At 45.1% G+C, this 20,723-nt stretch carries 17 protein-coding genes and 1 tRNA gene; 15 read left to right on the top strand and 3 right to left on the bottom strand.

Annotated features, from left to right (window positions below; genetic code table 11):
* Positions 1–58: 58 nt before the first annotated feature.
* The 5 genes from EL210_RS13155 to EL210_RS13135 all read left to right on the top strand — a co-directional run bounded on the left by EL210_RS13155 (position 59) and on the right by EL210_RS13135 (position 3,233).
* Positions 59–1,327 (top strand): sigma-54 interaction domain-containing protein, encoded by a 1,269-nt coding sequence (locus tag EL210_RS13155; protein WP_018921027.1) that lies wholly within the window; start codon positions 59–61, stop codon positions 1,325–1,327.
* Between the two features lie 20 nt (positions 1,328–1,347).
* Positions 1,348–1,860, top strand: coding sequence for an LptE family protein (locus EL210_RS13150; protein WP_018921028.1), 513 nt, complete (start codon positions 1,348–1,350; stop codon positions 1,858–1,860).
* 6 nt (positions 1,861–1,866) lie between these two features.
* A complete protein-coding gene (locus tag EL210_RS13145; protein WP_018921029.1) occupies positions 1,867–2,706 on the top strand; it encodes a hypothetical protein in 840 nt (279 codons plus the stop codon).
* Positions 2,707–2,711: 5 nt separating this feature from the next.
* Positions 2,712–3,062, top strand: a complete 351-nt coding sequence (secG, locus tag EL210_RS13140) for a preprotein translocase subunit SecG (protein ID WP_004375603.1) — start codon at positions 2,712–2,714, stop codon at positions 3,060–3,062.
* Positions 3,063–3,156: 94 nt separating this feature from the next.
* Positions 3,157–3,233 (top strand) — tRNA-His (locus tag EL210_RS13135).
* A 224-nt stretch (positions 3,234–3,457) separates the two neighbouring features.
* On the opposite strand, the gene EL210_RS13130 is transcribed toward EL210_RS13135, so the two are convergent.
* Complete coding sequence (locus tag EL210_RS13130) at positions 3,458–4,732, bottom strand: NAD(P)/FAD-dependent oxidoreductase (protein WP_018921030.1); 1,275 nt, start codon at positions 4,730–4,732, stop codon at positions 3,458–3,460.
* Between the two features lie 720 nt (positions 4,733–5,452).
* Between EL210_RS13130 and dnaG the strand changes: the two genes are divergently transcribed.
* Genes dnaG through cls form a run of 4 tightly spaced genes read left to right on the top strand, consistent with a single transcriptional unit; the run spans position 5,453 to position 9,734 of the window.
* A complete protein-coding gene (dnaG, locus tag EL210_RS13125) occupies positions 5,453–7,396 on the top strand; it encodes a DNA primase (protein ID WP_018921032.1) in 1,944 nt (647 codons plus the stop codon).
* Between the two features lie 21 nt (positions 7,397–7,417).
* Positions 7,418–7,753 (top strand): 6-pyruvoyl trahydropterin synthase family protein, encoded by a 336-nt coding sequence (locus EL210_RS13120; RefSeq protein WP_018921033.1) that lies wholly within the window; start codon positions 7,418–7,420, stop codon positions 7,751–7,753.
* Positions 7,737–8,309, top strand: a complete 573-nt coding sequence (locus tag EL210_RS13115; protein WP_018921034.1) for a 7-carboxy-7-deazaguanine synthase QueE — start codon at positions 7,737–7,739, stop codon at positions 8,307–8,309. Before EL210_RS13120 ends, EL210_RS13115 begins: the two co-directional genes overlap by 17 nt.
* Entirely contained in the window at positions 8,310–9,734 is a 1,425-nt protein-coding gene (cls, locus tag EL210_RS13110; protein ID WP_018921035.1) for a cardiolipin synthase, read from the top strand.
* Between the two features lie 181 nt (positions 9,735–9,915).
* Here cls and EL210_RS13105 read toward each other — a convergent pair whose 3' ends face one another.
* On the bottom strand, positions 9,916–10,770 hold the full coding sequence (locus EL210_RS13105) for an OmpA/MotB family protein (protein ID WP_004375616.1): 855 nt from the start codon (positions 10,768–10,770) through the stop codon (positions 9,916–9,918).
* Positions 10,771–11,078: 308 nt separating this feature from the next.
* Between EL210_RS13105 and EL210_RS13100 the strand changes: the two genes are divergently transcribed.
* The 6 genes from EL210_RS13100 to EL210_RS13075 all read left to right on the top strand — a co-directional run bounded on the left by EL210_RS13100 (position 11,079) and on the right by EL210_RS13075 (position 19,980).
* Entirely contained in the window at positions 11,079–11,621 is a 543-nt protein-coding gene (locus tag EL210_RS13100; protein ID WP_018921037.1) for a carboxypeptidase-like regulatory domain-containing protein, read from the top strand.
* On the top strand, positions 11,596–13,449 hold the full coding sequence (locus EL210_RS13095; RefSeq protein WP_018921038.1) for a MutS-related protein: 1,854 nt from the start codon (positions 11,596–11,598) through the stop codon (positions 13,447–13,449). The genes EL210_RS13100 and EL210_RS13095 overlap by 26 nt, the downstream gene beginning before the upstream one ends.
* A gap of 744 nt (positions 13,450–14,193) precedes the next feature.
* Complete coding sequence (purL, locus tag EL210_RS13090; protein ID WP_018921039.1) at positions 14,194–17,922, top strand: phosphoribosylformylglycinamidine synthase; 3,729 nt, start codon at positions 14,194–14,196, stop codon at positions 17,920–17,922.
* A 22-nt stretch (positions 17,923–17,944) separates the two neighbouring features.
* Positions 17,945–18,481 (top strand): chromate transporter, encoded by a 537-nt coding sequence (locus EL210_RS13085; RefSeq protein WP_039873990.1) that lies wholly within the window; start codon positions 17,945–17,947, stop codon positions 18,479–18,481.
* A gap of 13 nt (positions 18,482–18,494) precedes the next feature.
* The gene (locus EL210_RS13080) at positions 18,495–19,067 is read left to right on the top strand and encodes a chromate transporter (protein ID WP_026285995.1); all 573 of its coding nucleotides are present in this window, start codon (positions 18,495–18,497) and stop codon (positions 19,065–19,067) included.
* 28 nt (positions 19,068–19,095) lie between these two features.
* On the top strand, positions 19,096–19,980 hold the full coding sequence (locus EL210_RS13075; RefSeq protein WP_018921042.1) for a DMT family transporter: 885 nt from the start codon (positions 19,096–19,098) through the stop codon (positions 19,978–19,980).
* Positions 19,981–19,999: 19 nt separating this feature from the next.
* Here the strand turns inward: EL210_RS13075 and EL210_RS13070 are convergent, their stop codons facing one another.
* Positions 20,000–20,488 (bottom strand): SdpI family protein, encoded by a 489-nt coding sequence (locus EL210_RS13070; protein WP_018921043.1) that lies wholly within the window; start codon positions 20,486–20,488, stop codon positions 20,000–20,002.
* Positions 20,489–20,723 lie beyond the last annotated feature (235 nt).

Genomic DNA, 20,723 nt, shown 5'->3' with positions numbered 1-20,723 from the left:
ATAAAAAGTCTGCCAAATTAGCAGGATTATGGAATAAAATATGTAATTTTGTCATCCAATGAATACTTCTGAACTGCAAAAAATAAAGCAACGCTACAACATTGTAGGCAATAGTGATGGGCTAAACAGAGCTTTAGACATAGCCCTGCAGGTAGCCCCAACCGACCTATCTGTATTGGTTGTAGGTGAAAGTGGCGTCGGCAAAGAGATTATTCCACGTGTTATTCACGACAATTCTCCCCGCCGTCGCGAGAGATATTTTGCCATTAACTGCGGTTCTATCCCTGAAGGAACGATTGACAGTGAACTGTTTGGCCACGAGAAAGGCTCGTTCACAGGAGCTATTGGAGAAAGCGAAGGCTACTTTGGAACAGCAAATAAGGGTACGATTTTCCTTGATGAAGTGGGCGAACTGCCACTTGCTACACAGGCACGACTGCTCCGTGTGCTCGAAACGGGTGAGTATATTCGTGTTGGAGGACAGGAAATCAGGAAGACAAATGTGCGTATCGTGGCTGCAACAAACGTCAACATGCGCAAGGCTGTCAGTGAAGGCAGGTTTCGTGAAGACCTATTTTACCGTCTGAATACTATTCCCGTGCAGATGCCTCCCTTGCGAGATAGGGGCGAAGACATCGTACTTTTGTTCCGTCTTTTCGCCATGCAGATGGCTGAAAAGTATCATCTTCCAAAGATTACGCTTACAGATGAGGCCAAACAATTACTCATGCAATACAAATGGCCGGGTAATATTCGCCAGTTAAAGAACATCACAGAGCAGATGTCGGTACTCAGTGAACAGCGCGAAATCAATGCAGAAGCCTTGTTACACTTTATTCCAAAGGATACGGAAAGTACGCAGTTGGCCACCATTTCGAAGCCAGGAGAGCACTCTTACGAAACAGAACGCGAGATACTATATAAGATATTGTATGAACTCCGAGGCAATGTCAGCGACTTAAAACGCGACATGAACATGCTGAAAAAGCAGCTTGACGAGACCCGTTCGCTATCCGGTGCACAGGGTTTTCAAAGTCAATCGCTCGCTTCTCCACAGGAAACAGCGCTTATACGCGGTGAGAATAAAAATCCTTATGGTATCATCAGTACACCAAGTCAGCAAACACAACCTGCTGCCTACGATGTTATTGCCGAGGAAATACGTGAACCCGAAAGCTTGAACCTCAATGACTTAGGGCGTCAGATGGTAGAGAAAGCCCTGGAACGCAATGGTGGAAATCGCAAGAAAGCAGCACAGGAATTGGGTATTTCAGACCGTACGCTCTACCGACGTATCAAGCAATACGGATTAGATAAATCTATTTGACGTCATCAACTCCCACGAAAATGAAGAAACTGAAATACATATTGGCAGTCAGTCTGCTTATACTGATAAGCTCATGTGCCTTCAAAGGCTACAAGTTCAATGGCGCCAGCATCGACTACAGCAAGACAAAGACAATACAGATTGCCGATTTTCCCATTCGTTCCAGCTATGTATGGGGACCTATGGGGCCTCTTTTCAACAACCGATTGAAAGATCAATTTGCCGATCATACGAAACTAATTCTGGTGAAACGCAATGGAGATATAAAGATAGAAGGAGAGATTACGCAATACAACCAGCGCAATAAGTCGGTGACAAGTAATGGAACTTCGGCCCAGACAGAACTCTCTATGACTGTCAATGTGAGGATTACCAATCCCAAAAACCGCCCGGAATTCATCGAGAAACAGTTTACATCGACTGCCAGTTACGAGTCTGCCAGAAGCTTGAATTCCGTTCAAGAGGAACTCGTTACACAGATGATAAAGGATATTGTCGACCAAATTTTCAATGCAACTGTAGCCAATTGGTAATAAAAGATGGACATTAAGCGCCTTATACTGCATCCCGAATACATGGATCGCGAGACCCTTTACGATCTCCGTAGTTTCATTGCACTCCACCCCTACTATCAAACGGCACGCATACTGATGCTGCAAAACCTTTACATTCTGCATGATCCTGCATTCGATGAAGAGCTGCGCAAAGCTGCTATTTGCATCACCGACCGACGCATTCTCTTCAATATGATTGAGGCTGCCCATTATAAAGTGCATGCAGACAAATCTACTTCAACCCAAAGGAAGCTACACGAGACAACGGCCGAGAACGGAGATCGCACAACGAAACTCATTGACAGCTTCCTCGATTCCATTCCCGAAGGCACAGAAGAAGAAGCTAAGGACAAAACCCGCCGCCCCACTCCAGCCGATGCAACCGTGGACTACGTCTCCTATCTACTTAACCTTGAAGAGGAAGAAGAACAGGAACAACGCCAGCAGAAGGCCCAGGACCGCACAACAACTCTGATAGACAACTTCATTGAAGACGGCGGTTTCAACCTCAGAACAGAAGAAGATACGAATGAAGAACTGACAAAGAACTACGCCATAAGCTATCAGATAGAAGATATTGAAACAGAAACGCCGACACCAACACTCTCACTTGAGCCTGAACTACAACTCCAAGAAGAGAACGAAGGCGATGAAAATTATTTCACAGAAACGCTGGCTCGCATCTATGTCAAACAGGGACGATATGCAAAGGCATTGGAAATTATTAAGCGTTTAAATTTGAATAATCCAAAAAAAAATGCTTACTTTGCAGACCAAATACGTTTCTTGGAGAAATTGATAATAAATAATAAAAACAAAAAATAAGGGAAATGATTTACACATTATTCGTTGTATTGATCGTATTAGCAGCCATTTTGATGGTGCTTGTCGTACTTATTCAAGAATCAAAAGGTGGTGGTTTGGCCTCAAACTTCTCATCATCAAATGCCATTATGGGCGTTCGCAAGACGACCAATGTGGTAGAAAAAGCAACATGGGCGCTCGCTGTTTCAATGGTAATCCTTAGTGTTGCATGTGCTTATGTAGCACCACAGGCAGCAACAGAACAAAGCGTTATGGAGAAGAGTGCAACCGAAACACAGACCACCAACCCAACAAATACCCAGGGATTTGGGGCAAGTCAGCAGGTACCACAGGCTCCTCAAACACCTGCCAAATAAAAAAACAGCAAAAAAACAAGGGAAAAGTTTGGTCAATCCAAACTTTTCTCATACCTTTGCACCCGCTAAACAACAATAGCAAACGCATTACATGGTGGATGTAGTTCAGTTGGTTAGAGCGTCAGATTGTGGTTCTGAATGTCGTGGGTTCGAGTCCCACCCTCCACCCCAAAACGGGAATCCTTATTCAAGGGTTCCCGTTTTTGCGTGCAATAGGCTATGAATAATAGGGCTTGAAGCTTATAACTATCACTTCAATCCCATGCAAGTGAGTTGACATAAAATGAAGAATATCAAATGACACAAGTCAACAGCGTCCTTGGCTTCTATCTTTAGACAGACATCCCAATATCAGAAACCAAGGACTCACGGCCTCATTTCAACAGCTACTGCTATCAGCGTTTCGCCTTTAATATCAATCGAAGGCTCTGTTTATAATTGAAATAACTCCACATCCAATTGAGAAACACAATCGTTTTATTCCTTACTCCAAGAATAGAACGCAAGTGAACAACCAACCAGAGAAGCCAGGCAAAGAAGCCTCCAAACTTCAATCTACCAATCTCTACAACGGCCTTTTTGCGCCCAATGGTTGCCATTGTGCCTAAATTTCTATAAGAAAAGGGATGCTCCTGCTCGTTTTTATCCTGCCGTTTCAGGTTCATTGCCAAGTTCTCTGCCTGTTGCATTGCCACCTGAGCCAACTGTGGATGTCCCTGCGGATAGGCCTTATCACCTTCTATCAAGCATTGATCGCCAATGGCATAGACATTCTCCATTCCCTTAACCCGATTGAAACGATCCGTTATGATGCGGCCACCACGTCCGATACTATCTGTCGGAATACCGTCTATATGGTTAGCACGAATACCGCTCACCCATATCACTGTCTCCACAGGAAGATGACTTCCATCCTTCAAAATCAATTCATGATCTACATAATCTGTCACCATACATCCGGCCATTATCTCCACTCCGAGTTCTTTCAAGGCTTTCTCTGCCTCACGAGAAGACTTTTCTGCCATGGCACCTAAAAGGCGTGGAGCTGCATTGATGAGATAGATGCGCATGCAAGAAGTATCAAGATCGGGATAATCACGGGGTAGAATGGTGCGCTTCATCTCAGCCAATGCACCGGCAATCTCTACACCAGACGGGCCGCCTCCTACGATTGCTATGTTCATCAACGCTTGCCTGCAAGCTTCATTGTCTTCAGTTTCAGCCCTTTCAAGGTTCTGCAAAATCGTGTTGCGCAGCCGCATAGCCTCACTAACCGACTTCATCGGCAACGCTGAAGCCTCGATATTCTTGTTTCCAAAGAAATTGGTTGTTGCACCGGCAGCCAGCACCAAGTCGTCATAGTGTATCGTTCCGATGGATGTGCGAATGGCTTTCTCCTCGGTATCAATATGCTCAACCTCGGCCATTCGAAAGAAAAAGTTCTTCCATCCCTGAAACAATCTACGAAAAGGAAACGATATATTGCTCGGCTCCAAACCAGCCGAAGCCACCTGATAAATCAGCGGTGGAAACTGATTATAATTGTTCTTGTCTACCAACACCACCTGATAGTCTGTGTCACGGAGACTCGAAACCATTTTCAGTCCCCCCAGACCACCTCCTACGACAACAACTCTTCGCTGTTCATTGCGCTTAATATTTGCTCTCATATCTTTATTATCCCAATACGATTAATACGCTGTCATACACAGCAAAAACAGTGCCGAAACCACAAAAAGCATCCTTTTTCTCTATGATTTCTCCCACTTTGCAAAACCGCAGACAGCATGCTGCAATCCCGAAAGACGAAGAACATGAGTTCATGAAGGCCGAAATGTGAGTGAATTTACAAACAACAGCCCGCACTACTCCTTGAAAATCCAATCCTTTTTGTAAAGATAAATCGTAAAAAAACACCCACTTTCAGAAACACCTTCCAGGAAAACAGAAGTCACATAAGTGCCCATTTTGCACTCATTTGCAGCTATTCATCTGCCCATAGCAATCGACTTATCACGCCATTTGCGTCAAAACACGCCGCAATATGGTGCATTTCGTAAGCCAAGATGCGTCAAAATGAAGTGTAACTTGCCTCAAATCAGCCAACAATTTGCGTCAAATCAGCACCCAATTACAACGAAAACAAACTCCAAGAAAGCTTTTCTTGAGTTAAATCTCTAATGTTCAAGCCTTTGCTTAAAAGCCTTAAAACTCGCGTATTTGAAGCCACCTGCATTTTATTTTTCGGCAAGGCCCTTCCTGAAAAGGCTTTTGTAAAGAAGTATGATAATCTGAAAAACATGGCAACAAAACCTTGATGAGATTATATTTTCTTTTGTTATGCACCACGCTTTGCGGTTTCAACGTTTTTTATTAACTTTGCCTTATCTATGATTGACAGACTAACAGTTGAGCGAATCAAAGACGCTGCAAACATCGTTGACGTTGTTTCCGAGTTTGTTACGCTGCGAAAAAGTGGCAGTAACTATAAGGGATTATGCCCTTTCCACAATGAGAAGACACCGTCTTTCTATGTTTCTCCGGCCCGTGGAACCTGTCATTGTTTCGGCTGTGGCAAAGGAGGAAATCCCATAAGTTTCATCATGGAGCATGAGCAAATGACCTATCCCGAGGCGCTTCGCTGGTTAGCTAACAAGTATCATATAGAGATAAAGGAACGCGAACTGACCGATGATGAGAAACGAGAGCAAAGCGAACGCGAAAGCATGTTCATCATCAACGAGTGGGCTTCCGGCTATTTTGAAGACATACTCCATAACAATGTCGACGGCGTGGCTATTGGGATGCAATACTTCCGCACGCGAGGCTTCCGCGATGATATTATCAGAAAGTTCAAATTAGGCTTTGACTTACCCGACCGTTTGACGCTCGGACGTACGGCACGGCAAAAGGGTTTCCAAGACGAATACCTGCTGAAGACCGGCATTTGCTATCGAAATGAGCGCGGAGAATTAGTTGATCGCTATTCAGGTCGCGTCATCTTTCCTTGGATAGGCATAAGCGGCAAGGTGGTTGGCTTTGGGGGTCGCGTGCTCGATGCACGCACAAAAGGCGTCAATCAGAAGTATGTCAACTCGCCAGACAGTGACATCTATCACAAAGATCATGAGCTTTACGGCATCTATCAGGCCAAGAAAGCGATTGCAAAAGCAGACCGTGTCTACATGGTTGAAGGCTACACGGATGTGATTTCCATGCACCAGTGCGGCATTGAAAACGTCGTTGCAAACTCCGGAACGGCCTTGAGCATTCACCAGATACATACACTTCACCGCTTCACCGCCAACATAACGTTGCTCTATGACGGTGATGCGGCAGGCATTCATGCGGCACTTCGCGGTACAGACATGCTGCTTCAAGAGGGCATGAACCTTAAAGTGCTGCTGCTTCCCGACAATGATGATCCCGACAGTTTCGCACGAAAACACACGGCAGAAGAGTTCAAAGACTATATCGAACAACATGCCACAGACTTCATCCGCTTTAAGACGGCCTTGCTGCTTGACAATGAAACCGACCCCTTGAAGCGCTCGGAGGCTATCAACTCCATTGTCACGAGCATCTCGATGGTGCAGAATCCCATCCTCCGCGATACCTATCTGCACGACTGTTCACAGCGTATCGGCATCAATGAAGCCACACTTATCACCCAGATGAACAACATGATACGTGACAGAAAGGCCACGGGCTCGATGACTCCTACGGCAGTTCAGCCCACAGCTACGGGCCCACAGCCTCTTCAAGCCAATCAAAGCGCTATTCAATCTCAAAGCCAAGCAAACATAGAATCCAAGGCAGAGCAGCTCATGTTGCAGATGATTATCAAGCATGGCAATCGAGTTGTCTTCGAGAACATAGAGGATAGCGACGGGAAACCACTGCAATTATCGATTGCCGAATACTTTGATTACTGTCTTTCTGCCGATGGTTTGTCGTTCGAAAGCCCTGTCTACAATCAGATTTTGAAAGAAGTTGTGGAGAAAGGACACGACCGTTCGTTCGACACTGAACCTTATTTCGTGCATCATCACGACATTCATATCAGCCAATTAGCTATCCATATGACCGAAGAACGGTTCAAACTGTCTGAAAGTCAGCAAGTGAAGAGCGACAATGAGAGCCTTCGAAACCGTGCCATTCACTTGATGCTCGACTTCAGAATGGAGTATGTTGAGAAGCATCTGCGCGAATTAAAGCAGCAAATTGCCAAGGCTTCGGCTGACAATCTCATGCCACTCATGACCGAATATAAGGAAATGACGGCCATACGCAATGCGCTTGCAAAGCAGTTGGGCAATAATATTATCGTATAGACTAACCGAAAAGAACAGGATATGTATTACATACAAAAGAGTTTCGAGGTATCAGCCTCACACCATCTGACCCTCTCTTACAAGAGTAAATGCAGCAATGTGCATGGTCATAACTGGCACATCACGGTGTTCTGCAAGGCACGTGAGCTCAACAAAGACGGCATGGTGGCTGACTTTTCAGAAGTAAAGCGCCTCATTCATGGCCGACTTGACCATGCCGATATCAACAAAGTGCTGCCTTTCAACCCTACAGCCGAGAACATTGCACGCTGGATAACCGAGCAGATTCCTACCTGCTATAAGGCCACTGTGCAGGAAAGTGATGGAAATATAGCCACGTATGAAGAAGACGTATAAGGTCAATGAAATCTTCTACTCACTGCAAGGCGAAGGCCGAAACACGGGCCGTGCAGCAGTGTTTATCCGTTTCAGCGGATGCAACTTGAAGTGCAGTTTCTGTGATACTGATTTCAAATTGTATCACGAAATGACGGCCGAGGCTATCGTTGATGCTGTCAGAGAATGGAAAACGGCAGGCTTCGTGGTGCTCACCGGAGGCGAACCCACGCTGCAAGTCGACAGCAAACTGATTGATGCCTTGCATGCCGAAGACTTCTATGTAGCCATGGAATCCAACGGAACAAACGTGCCCCCGCCCAATCTCGACTGGCTGACCATATCGCCGAAAGAGCATGTCGTTGTTACCGAATGCAACGAACTGAAGTGCATTTTCGACGGACAAAAACCTGTTGATGACCTCGGAATTGAGGCCGACTACTATTATCTGCAACCCTGTGACGTGGGCAACGACGTTCAGAACAGGGCCATTACGCAGGCTTGTATCCGTTATATAGCGTCACATCCCAAGTGGCGTCTGAGTCTGCAAACCCACAAAATGATTGGTTTTCAATAAATGTCTTATCTGCATTGGATTATAGTAAGCATCTACACTATCAGTGTCATACTGGCCATGATAGCCGTTCTGATGGACAATCGGCAGCCTGCAAAGACTGTAGCTTGGCTCATGGTGCTTTCTTTCATCCCGATAGTAGGCATCATCATTTATATCTTCTTTGGACAGAATTACCGCAGACAACACTTCATCAGTCAGCACAGTTTGGACGAACTGACGAAGCGAAGTATGCTTGAATTCACGGAACAACGCAACCTGCATCTGCCTGAAAACGCACGCCAGTTGATGCATCTTTTTGCCAATCAGAGCATGGCTTTGCCTTTCAAAGACAACAATGCAGACATCTACACCCATGGAAGTGATTTCTTTCTTGCGCTGCTCCGCACTATCGGAAGGGCACAAGACCACATCCATATCGATACTTATATCTTTGATGACGACCCGCTCGGCATGCTCATTGCTGATGCGTTGATTGACAAAGTGAGGCAAGGGGTTGAGGTTAGGATTATCTATGACGACGTAGGTTGTTGGAATGTTCGCGACAAATTCTTCAATAGAATGAAGCGCGAAGGAATAGAAGTGAAGCCCTTTATTCCCGTGCGTTTCCCGGCTTTGACAAGCAAGGTGAACTATCGTAACCATCGAAAGATATGCGTTATCGACGGAGAAACAGGCTTCATCGGTGGCATGAACATCGCTATGCGCTATGTAAAAGGCACTAAAGGACAGCCTTGGCGCGACACCCATATGCGCATCACAGGTAGCGTTGTCTATTCCATGCAGCGTGCATTCCTGATAGATTGGTACTTCGTTGCACGCACATTGCTGGCCGACCACCGCTATTATCCGGAGAATACACACATTGAAAGAAACAACTGTCTGGCGCAGATTGTAACGAGCAGTCCCATTCAACCATGGCCTGACATCATGCAAGGTTATGTGCGCATTCTTATTGAAGCGAAGCATTATGTGTATATGGAAACGCCCTATTTCCTGCCTACCGAACCCATACTTTTCGCCATTCGGACAGCTGCTTTGTCGGGAGTTGACGTGCGACTGATAATCCCCATGCACGGCGACGCCAAGCTTGTGGAGTGGGCATGCAAGTCATATTTGGGTGAGATTGTAGAGGCGGGAGCCAAGGTTTTCCTTTATAAAGCAGGCTTCAATCATTCAAAACTGATGGTAAGTGATGATCATCTCTGCACTTGTGGCAGTACGAACATCGACTTCAGAAGTTTTGAGAACAACTTCGAATGCAATGTTTTCTTCTATGATAAAGACATGGCTTTACGCATCAAGGAAATCTATTTGAAAGATGAAAAGGATTGTGTTGACATCGAAGAAATACGTGATTTCACACATCGTTCTTTCTTCTTACGACTTTGGGAAAGCATTGTGAGGTTGCTGAGTCCGTTACTATAGGGCGAGAACATCCCCTACTGCCCTCCCCAAAAGAGGGAAATTTTACTTGCAGCAAGCTTCTATCAAAGTTATACTTGCCTGCAGACAGAACATCATTAAAACCATACAAAAGGATAAAACAAAAGAGCAAAGCTGATGTTTCAACTTTGCTCCTTTTTATATTCAAATCTCAATACAGGGTTTACTTCTTCTCTTCAGGTGCTTTATCAATCAAATCCATGAACTGATCGAGCTTCGGAGTGATGATAATCTGGGTACGGCGGTTGCGCTGTTTGCCCAATTCCGTGTCATTGGAAGCAACAGGATTGTATTCTCCTCGGCCTCCGGCAGTGAGTCGTTTCGGTGCAACCCCAAAGCGATCCTGCAGATATTGCACAACAGAAGAAGCGCGCAAAGCAGAGAGATCCCAATTGTTGCGGATGTTCTTCATTGCCGCTGACTTCGTATTGACAGGCACATTGTCAGTATTTCCCTCAATAAGTACGTCATAATCCTTATAATCCATGATGATCTTAGCTATCTTTCTAAGCGTTTCTTCGGCACGATCATTGATCTCATAACTGCCACTCTTATAGAGCATGTTATCGGCCAAAGAGATATAGACAACTCCCTTGAGCACCTTAATATCAACTTCTTTCATCTCTTCCCGACTCAACGAGCGGGTCAAGTTATTGGTAAGTACCATGTTGAGAGAGTCACTCTTACTCTTCACCTCAACCAAATGGCGGATATACTGATTGCTTTCGTTGATCTGATCTACCAGCTTTGAGATATTGATGTTATTGGCATTAGCATTCACAAGACTCTTATCGAGAGCGTTTTGCAATGCTGCAACATTCTTCTTTTGCTGCGCCAACTGCTCTTCAAGACTTGCAACGCGTGCCTTGCTCGCAGCAAGTTCTTCCTTCGTGTTCTGATAATTGGCAGTCAATTCGCGGTTTTCATTCTGACAGTTCTCCAGATCTTTCTTGCTGGCACAACTGCTTATGAGAAGCACTCCGGCCACCATTGTAAGTAAAAATACGTTTTTTTTCATATTCCTCTCTTTTTAATTGATAATCCATTTATTCGATATTGCAAATATACACCTTAGATATTGAAAAACGAAATAAGTTTACCGGTTTTTGTGTTATTTAACGAACATCACCCCTGATGCCTAACCTTGACAGCCATTGACTTTCAGCTTTGCTCATCAACTCTATCTTCTCTCCCTTTCATCGTGCATCAAAAATTCAAAAAAAGATAAGAAAACATAAACTCGGGGAAGCTTTTATGGCCTTCAATATTTTATATTTATCTTTGCAGAAAAGGTTGAAATCTTCTATCAAGTAACAAGAACGGAAAATGAAAATCAGGTATTTCTTTCTTACACTCCTACTGATTCTGACAGCCATTCAGGGCATGGCGCAACGTAACGGCGTGGTTCTTGACATGGAAACTCGCCAACCTTTAGCAGGCGTTAAAGTCTACACGAACACCAACAAAATGTATATGACCGACCGACAAGGCCATTATACCATTACTGACAGGGCTTCGCGGAGCGTCACTTTCTCGCATAACAGCTACGTAAACCGCACATTAAATCTGACCAATATAAAGGACACGGTGTTGCTCTTGCCTAAAGCTATCACGATTAACACGGTCGTTATCACGGCAAAAGCCCCCAGTATCATGAGTTCCAACCCTGTAAACGCGTCTACGGTCATCAGTAAAGATCCGCTTCTCAAGCCGACATCACCCTCCGGAATGAACTTTCTGTGGTTTCTTGAAAAACGCAGTAAACTATCAGGTAAAGTCATGAAAAAGGCTCATGAGGCTGTTGAGAAATACACACCGGACCCAAATCCGACAACTGAAAACGATGGAAAATCAAAAACACTACCTTGAACAAAAGGCCAAGATGACCGCTGTCATCAGCCGACTGAAACGTTACAACCGTTATTTTATCGTGGGTGAAATAGCCCTTTTCATGCTTATCGTTGCCTCGATTGCCGTTTTTGCCATGACAGCATGGAGCAAATCAGGCCTTCTGATGGCTGTGATTTGCCTTTCAGCATACCTATTTACGCGCTTTTTCGACAACAAAAACGCAAGCACTATCAAGCAGACAGAGCAACTACTTGCCGTCTATACGCACGAATTAGAAGCCATTGAAGGCAACTATTCAGCCTTTGACAGCGGACAAGACTTCATGGATTATCATCATCCTTTTACCTTTGACCTCGATGTTTTCGGGCAAAACTCACTCTTTGCACGCCTCAACCGCACGGTGACCACAGGCGGAAAAGCTTTGTTGGCACGCAATCTTTCATTTGAAGAGATACAGTTTCAGCCCAAGGAAATCCATTATATGAGCCACCAAGTCAGCTTCATGGACAACTTTCAAGCCTTGGGAGAAGGGCAAACCATTGACACCTTGGCCATGCTCGCCTTGCAAAACGAGCTTTCGAAAGCATCATGTCCAAGGTGGTTCTCCACGCGTTGGTCGCTCATTGTGGCCTCTCTGATGCTCTGCCTGCTGCCTTTACTCATCATTCTTTCACTCTTCGGACTCATCGAAGGCAATGTCCCTGTCTTCTATGCCACCCTGCAATTCTTCATCGTCTACCTTGCCTGCAACGCTGCAACCCGTAATATTGCCAAGCGAACTGCCAAAATTCATCGCGAGGCAGAGGGCTTTCAACAACTCATCAAGCAATGTGTCAGCCTGCACGACCTGCCACTTTCCCTGCAGAAAGAGGTCGACACGCTGCGCAATGCCCGCCAACAGGCTGCACTATTGACAAGTATCATCAACCGACTTGACCGCAGGGGAAACATCTTAGGACTGATGATTATCGACACATTTGGGCTGAACGACTACTTCCTCATACGCGAATACTTGCGTTGGGAACATGATTTTAAAGCACAAATTGCCGCTCAAGTCAAGGCATTAAGCCATATTGACGCCCTCGTTTCGTGGGGACGTTTCGCCTATAATCACCCGGAAACCACCACAGCAGAAGTCACGACAGAACAGAAGGTCTGTTTTGAAGCAGAGGAAATCTATCATCCTTTCCTCGGAACAAAAGCCGTCAAGAACGACTTTTCGATTGAAAATGGCAGTTATACCATTGTGACCGGAGCGAACATGGCAGGTAAAAGTACGTTCCTAAGAACCATAGGTATCAACTATATTCTGGCCAGAAACGGTGCTCCGGTGTTTGCAAAACGAATGCGAACCTCCTCATTCAACCTCTTCAGCAGCATGCGCACGACGGATGATCTGGCAGGAGGCATCTCGTATTTCAACGCCGAACTGCGACGCTTGCAACAGCTCATACGCTTCTGCAAACACCCTGTTTATGTCCAAGGGAAGCCTGCCGAAAGTCCGTCTACACTCATTATCCTCGACGAAATACTGAAAGGGACGAATTCACTCGACAAGCTCAACGGCTCAAGACTCTTCTTGGAGAACATCTGCAAATTACCCGTTACGGGCCTTATCGCCACACACGACCTTGAACTTTCAAAGCTTGCAAACGAATATCCCCGCCATTTCAGCAACTATTGCTTTGAGATTGAACTCGGAACGGCAGTTACCTATTCCTATAAAATCACGCCAGGCGTAGCACGAAATCAAAATGCAACGTATCTGTTGAAAGGCGTATTGAAAGAGATAGACGGCCTTTCGACGGCGCAACCTCAAGGAGAAACTGCCGAGTTTGCCGGCTGAATCAAACTTTTCTACATACATTTGAATGCGGAAAGTCTGTCGCCTTATCCGGTATTTCCTATCCGAATGTTAACAAAAAGGCTGCAAATCGTCTCATATAATTGCATATAAGAAGGTATAATTTGTATTTCCCCAAGAAACTTTACAAAAGCCTTCGCTATACTCGCGTATTTGAAATGAAAGACATCTTCGGTCCAAATACGTGCTGTTTTTTAATAGTTTGCAACACTCTGTCTATCAAGCTATTATGAAATTCGAAGCAAATAAAGAGGTGAAATCACGCAGAAAAGCCTTGCCTTTTGCGTCAAATTGCCTTGCAATTCGCATGAGATGACTGTGTGTTTTGACTCAGAAAGCACGGTAAAGTGACTGAGATGACAAGACAAAGAGACAGAAACAGGAATGCAGAAACCAAGAAATGACTTCGTAAAAGCATTGAGAGCAGCTTTTCTTTTCTATTTGGTGTGTTCTGGAAGTGTTAAAAACAGGGGAACAATATTTACAAAACCAGAAGAAAACTACAAGCGAAACAGGGTGTCAGTTCAATGGTGCCGTTTACTATTTCCCTTCAAAAAGACAGGAAAGACTGTGCTGCTGAAAGACAAACAACTTACATAGGAGAATTTATCAGATTGGTCTTTACCCTATCCTTCAATAAAAACATCACTTTTATTTTGATTTATGAGCGATTTACATTAACTTTGCACAACAGATTATATTACCTATTTTTAATTATAGAAAAGTATGATTCTTTTTTTCAGAACTCAATCAAAGAGTGTGATTGCGACTGAAGTTGACCATCAGCTCAATCCAGATGAAATCAGTAAACTTAGCTGGCTTTATGGCGATGCAACGCTTGAAGAGGCTCAAGAACTTACGGGTTTCTTCGTAGGGCCACGTCGCGAAATGATTACTCCATGGAGTACGAATGCCGTTGAGATTACTCAAAACATGAGTCTTGACGGCATTTTGCGTATTGAAGAGTATTTCCCCGTTGACTCGGAAGACGCAGAACACGACCCGATGTTGCAGCGCATGTACAACGGTATCGGTCAGGACATCTTCACGGTAAACCATGAAGCCGAGCCCATTCAATACGTGGACGACCTTGAAAAATACAATGAAGAAGAAGGACTTGCATTGAGTAAGGATGAAATTTCATATCTTCATAAACTGGAAAAAGAGAATGGAAGACCGCTCACCGACTCTGAAATATTCGGCTTTGCACAGATAAATTCAGAGCATTGTCGCCACAAAATATTCGGTGGTCAGTTTGTAATTGACGGCAAAGAAAAGGAGTCTTCGCTTTTCAACATGATTAAAAAGACCACCAAGGAGAACCCCAATAAGATTCTTTCTGCCTATAAAGACAACGTAGCTTTTGCCCAAGGCCCGGTCATTGAGCAGTTTGCACCGGCCGACCAGAGCACAAGTGACTATTTCAAAGTCAAGGAAATAGAGAGCGTTATCTCGCTGAAAGCCGAAACACATAACTTTCCAACGACTGTAGAACCCTTCAACGGAGCTGCCACAGGAACCGGAGGTGAGATACGTGACCGCATGGGTGGTGGCACAGGTTCATGGCCAATAGCCGGCACAGCCTGTTATATGACGGCTTATCCGCGTCTGAAAGACGAACAAGGAAAGCCCGATGTGGAGCGCGATTGGGAAGATATCATGCCTGTCAGAAAGTGGCTTTACCAGAGTCCTGAACAGATATTGATCAAGGCTTCCAATGGAGCGAGCGACTTTGGAAACAAGTTTGGTCAGCCTTTAATTTGCGGATCGGTGCTCACTTTCGAGCATCAGGAGAACCAAGAAAAGTATGCTTACGACAAAGTTATCATGCTTGCAGGCGGTGTGGGCTATGGAAAGAAGCGCGATTGTCTGAAGAAAGAGCCACAGAAAGGCAATAAGATTGTCGTTGTAGGAGGTGATAATTACCGCATAGGTTTAGGTGGTGGCAGCGTTTCTTCTGTGGATACAGGTCGCTACAGCAATGGAATTGAACTGAATGCCATACAGCGTGCCAATCCCGAAATGCAGAAACGAGCCTATAACCTCGTGCGTGCTTTGGTTGAAGAAGACGAAAATCCTGTTGTCAGCATTCATGACCATGGCAGTGCAGGCCACTTGAATTGCCTTTCAGAATTGGTTGAAGAATGTGGTGGAGAGATTGACATGGCCAAGCTTCCGATTGGAGACAAGACCCTTTCGGCAAAGGAAATCATTGCCAATGAAAGCCAGGAACGCATGGGATTGCTCATTGATGAGAAGTATTTAGACCATGTTCAGAAGATTGCCGAGCGTGAACGTGCGCCGATGTATGTGGTCGGTGAGACGACAGGTGATGCACATTTCTGTTTCAAGCAGGCTGATGGTGTGAAGCCATTCGACTTGGATGTGGCACAGATGTTTGGCCATACGCCGAAGACTGTCATGGTAGATGAGACCGTAGAACGCCGATATGATGATGTCAAGTATAGCGAAGATCACCTCGACAACTATCTGAATCGCGTGCTTCAATTAGAAGCTGTGGCCTGCAAAGACTGGTTGACAAACAAAGTTGACCGTTCTGTTACGGGAAAGATTGCCCGCCAACAGGGACAAGGTGAAATTCAATTGCCACTTTCCGACTGTGGAGTTGTGGCCTTGGATTACCGTGGAGAGAAGGGTATTGCCACTGCTATGGGGCATGCTCCGCAAGCAGGGTTGGCCGATCCAAAGGCAGGAAGCGTGCTCTCTGTAGCCGAGTCACTGACCAATCTCGTGTGGGCGCCATTGGAAGAAGGCCTTGACAGTGTCAGTTTAAGCGCCAACTGGATGTGGCCCTGCCGTTCACAAAAGGGCGAAGATGCCCGCCTTTACGCAGCAGTTGAGGCATTAAGCGACTTCTGTTGTGCCATTCATGTGAATGTTCCGACTGGAAAAGACTCGCTTTCTCTTTCACAACAATATCCAAATGGTGAGAAAATCATTGCTCCCGGCACTGTAATCGTCAGCGCAGGAGGTGAAGTGAGCGACGTAAAAAAGGTAGTAAGCCCTGTAATTATCAATGACAAGAACTCCAGTCTCTACCATATTGACTTCAGTTTTGACGAGCAACATCTCGGAGGTAGCGCCTTTGCACAGAGTTTGGGCAAAGTAGGCAGCGACGTTCCGACAGTAAAGAACCCCGAATACTTCGTAGATTGCTTCAACGCCGTACAGGAGTTAATCCGCCGCGGGTGGGTAATGGCAGGACATGATATCAGTGCCGGTGGTCTGATTACCACCTTGTTGGAGATGACTTTCGCCAATAAAGCGGGCGGGTTGAACATCAATCTGCACGATATTGCAGGCAATGACCTCGTTAAAATGCTGTTTGCAGAGAACCCAGGTGTCGTTATTCAAGTGAGCGATACACACAAGGCAGAGCTCTTGGAATATCTTGAAGATGCAGGAATAGGCTTTGCAAAGATTGGTTATCCTACGCCAAACAATCGCAAGATAACTGTAAAGAAGGATGAGATTGTGCATGAATTCGACATTGATACACTGCGCGACACATGGTTCAAGACTTCATATCTGCTCGATCGCGACCAGAGTTTCAACGGAATGGCAAAGAAACGCTTCACCAACTACAAGAAGCAAGCGATTGAATTACAGTTCAACAGCTACTTCAAAGGCACTTTGGAAAGCTATGGTTTGACTGTAGGCCAGCGTCAACCTTCAGGCGTAAAGGCCGCAATCATACGCGAAAAGGGAACCAATGGAGAGCGAGAAATGGCTTATACGCTTTATTTAGCGGGCTTTGATGTTAAGGATGTCATGATGACTGACCTCATCAGTGGACGCGAAACGCTTGAAGATGTGAACTTCATTGTGTTCTGTGGCGGTTTCTCCAATAGCGATGTACTCGGCAGTGCAAAGGGTTGGGCAGGCGCATTCCTATATAATCAGAAGGCAAAAGAGGCGCTGGAGAAGTTCTATGCACGTCAAGATACGCTCAGTCTTGGCATCTGTAATGGTTGTCAGTTGATGATAGAACTCAATCTCATCAACCCTGAACACACGCACAGAAGCCATTTATGCCACAACAATTCCAAGAAGTTTGAGAGTTCATTCCTCGGCTTAACTATCCCTCAGAACGAGAGTATCATGCTGCATAGTCTTAGCGGAAGCAAGCTCGGGATATGGGTTGCACATGGTGAAGGGCGCTTCTATCTGCCCGAACCGGAGGACCATTACAACGTAGTTGCCAAGTACAACTATGCTGAATACCCAGGAAATCCAAACGGATCAGACTATAATGTGGCCGGCATTTGCTCTAAAGACGGTCGTCATTTGGCTATGATGCCACATCCGGAACGTGCGATCTTCCCTTGGCAGAATGCTTACTATCCGCGCAATCGCAAGCAAGATGAAGTGACACCTTGGATAGAAGCCTTTGTCAATGCACGCAAATGGATTGAAGAAAAGACAAACAATTAAAATTGATAACACGAAAACAAGAATGTATATAAACCTATTCAAGACATTCTTCAAGATTGGCATAGTCACCTTCGGAGGTGGCTATGCCATGATTCCCATGATAGAAGAGGACGTCGTTCGCCGCAACAAATGGGTCAGCAAGGACGAGTTCATCGACCTACTCGCCATTGCCCAGACCTGTCCCGGCGTCTTTGCAATCAACATCAGCACCTTTATTGGCTACAAAATCAAGAAGATTCCAGGTGCAATCTGCACAGCCTTGGGAGCTACCCTACCCTCTTTTATCATCATTCTTCTCATTGCGATGTTCTTCCATCAGTTTCAAAACAATTCGGTTGTTGCTGCGATGTTTGCCGGCATTCGCCCTGCTGTGGTGGCCTTAATAGCAGCACCAACATTTACTTTGGCTAAGGATACACACATCAATTTGGCCAATTGTTGGATACCGATTGCAGGGGCTTTGGCCATATGGCTGCTTGGAGTGAACCCTATTTGGGTGATTGTTGCAGCGGCATTTGGTGGCTATATCTACGGCAAATATATCAAACCAACAGAATAAACGATATCAGACAATGGTTTTTCTACAGCTTTTCATCGCATTTTTTGAAATTGGTTTATTCGGTTTCGGTGGCGGATACGCCATGATTTCGTTAATCCAGAGCATGGTAGTCACCCGATTTCATTGGCTCACTACCAGTGAATTTACCAATGTTATCGCTATCAGTCAGATGACACCCGGCCCTGTTGGTATCAACTCGGCTACCTATTGCGGCTACAGTGCCGTTCATCATGCAGGCTATTCTGAACCAATTGCCATTCTCGGTTCGGTCACTGCAACCTTTGCTTTGGTGCTTCCTTCGTTCATATTAATGATACTTATCAGTAAGATGTTCATGAAATACATGCAGACAACAGCTGTTCAGAGCATCTTTCTTGGGCTTCGTCCGGCTATCGTTGGCCTGTTGGCAGCAGCAACATTGTTGCTGATGACGCCCGAAAACTTCTCTACTCCCGCTGATCCTTGGACTTTTTGGATAAGCATTGCCCTTTTCGTTGTGACCTTTGTAGGTACGAAAATCATCGGCATCAACCCCATCCGAATGATTGGTTATGCAGCTTTTGCTGGATTACTGCTGCTTTATTGATTTACGCTACATAAGATCTCAACGACTCATGATGCAAAACTCAAAGCTAAAAGGCTATATCGAAGCCATCATTTCTTCGGCAACTTTCGGGACAATTCCCCTCTTCAGCATTCCTGTCTTGGCTGCAGGCATGCAGATTTCTTCCCTGCTTGTCTATCGTTTTGGCTTCGCTTGCCTGTTGATGATGATAATACTCATCTATAACGGAAAGTCACTTCGACTCACTTTCGGTGAGGGATTACGGCTCAGTTTCATGGCACTGCTCTACGCCGTTTCAGCCATTTGCCTTGTCAACGGCTATAATTATCTGCCGAGCGGTGTGGCAACAACGCTGCTTTTCTCCTACCCCGTATTCACAGCAATCCTTGAAATCATCTTCTCTCATCATCGACTTACGCTCCCCATTGCGCTCTCCATAATGCTTGCCGTGGCTGGTGTTGCCATGCTGTCAGGCATTATCACGAATGGCTTCGACGTGAAATCAAGTGTCGGATTGCTGCTTGAACTCTCTTCAGGACTACTATATGCAATTTATATGGTGGCCTATCCGAACATGAAAATCAAGAATATGGGCAGTCTGAAAACCAACTTCTTTGTCTTTCTAATGGCTATGATGCTGCTTGCTTTATATTCATTGTTCACCACGGGATATATCCAACCGATCGGCAATATCAACGTATTTTTCTACCTATTATTATTAGGTTTCATCCCAACGACTATCAGTAACGTAACCCTTGTCATGGCAATGAAGAACATAGACAGCACGAGTGTGGCCACACTTGGTGCTTTCGAACCTCTCACGGCCATGGCTATCGGCATCCTTGTCTTTGGAGAACCCATGACATGGTGTGTCGGCATAGGCTTCGTGATGATTGTTTCTGCAGTTTATATCCTTATCAAGCACAACGCATAATAGAACAAGACCTGTCGTTTCAGCGCATTCTCCGTATCTTGAAAGAGGCGTTCACAGCACTGTATAAAAGCCAGGCAAACAGCAGAATAAACAGTACTGTGACTGCCACACGCGGCAAAACAACAGGCACAAGCAGCATGACTACGCACGCACACAAGAGGATGATGCAGACCGTAAAGCGATAGACAAGCTGCCTTAGAGCCTCTTTCTGAACCTCATTCATCTTGTGCATAGAGAGTCCGTTGATGCGAATTGGCAGGTTCTTGCTATGCCCTGCGGCGACACCTGCCAAGCCAAAGCAAATGCCTATAACTGCAACAACCAGCAAAGATGACTTAGGCCCATACCCCATTGGACTTGAAAGGTTCAGCCCGAAATGGGTAGGTATCAGTGCAGGAGCCATATCATAGACATGAGCTGTAAGCATAACAAGTCCTACCAAGAGGGCTAAAATCATGAAATCCTTGCTGTATTTCTGATTCACTTGTTTGTTTTCAGGTGTTTTCATCTCATCAATGATTATTTCATTCCATTGCAAATTTAGGCATAAAAAAATGATTTTGCAATGATTTTGACAAGAAAACAGCCCATAATTCTACGGATTATCAAGAAACACAAAACATCTTTGATAAACTATCATCACTGCAACTGTTACCGAATTATAAAAAAGAAACAAAACAAGAAGCAAAGAATGGATTTTTCATCTAAATCATGTAATTTTGTCATAGCAAATAAATTCATGT

This window comes from Segatella oris (genome assembly GCF_900637655.1).
Taxonomy (GTDB): domain Bacteria; phylum Bacteroidota; class Bacteroidia; order Bacteroidales; family Bacteroidaceae; genus Prevotella; species Prevotella oris.
This window is presented reverse-complemented; position numbering and strand designations above follow the sequence as displayed.